Origin of the sequence: Streptomyces sp. NPDC002884, from assembly GCF_040295245.1 — a bacterium.
GTDB lineage: Bacteria > Actinomycetota > Actinomycetes > Streptomycetales > Streptomycetaceae > Streptomyces.
In genome coordinates, this window is the sequence record NZ_JBEOVB010000061.1 from 24,145 (window position 1) to 24,747 (window position 603).

1 pseudogene is annotated in these 603 nt (G+C 61.9%); it reads right to left on the reverse strand.

Annotated elements, in window-relative coordinates:
- Nucleotides 1-216: 216 nt before the first annotated feature.
- A pseudogene (locus ABT070_RS44460) lies at nucleotides 217-483 on the reverse strand (helix-turn-helix domain-containing protein); the annotation flags it as partial.
- Nucleotides 484-603 lie beyond the last annotated feature (120 nt).

The window sequence follows — 603 nt, forward strand, 5'->3', positions numbered from 1 at the left end:
CTGCCGTTGGAGGCTGAGGGACTGCCGGCGGACTGAACGGGAAGGGCGAATCAGTTCCAGGGATATTAGGGAGAGGGCGTGGCAGCCTCGAAGGCGTTGGCGTTGACATGTTGGTCGTGCTCCTTGCTCGTGAGATCGAGATGGACTAGATTCCGGAACTAATTGTATATACGTCTTCGGTGTTCGTATGGTTCGCACGCTGCCCCAAGGCGCTCATGCATTCTCAGCCCCAAGGCGCTCCGTGAGGATGCCGTCCAGCAGGACATAGTCGGGGTCGGCTTCGCGCAGGAGCCCGGGTGCGCGGTCGGCGGGCAGGGTGATGACGGCTGCAGCGTAGGCGTGGGTGGTGCCGACAGCGATGCCGAAGCCTGCCTCAACTTGAGCAGGGGTGTCATGGCAGCGCAGGTACACCAGGCATACCAGCTCACGTTGATGCGGCGGGAGTTTGCACCGTCGGTCATCCTCGAGGGTGACGATGAGCATGGGCACCCACTCGACCAGGGCATGCAAGTGGTGCGATCATGTGACTGTCGGCTTGATCGCTCGTTGATGAGGGCATGGGGAAGCGTCAGTCGCGGCCGTGGATCGTGTCGGACGAACTGT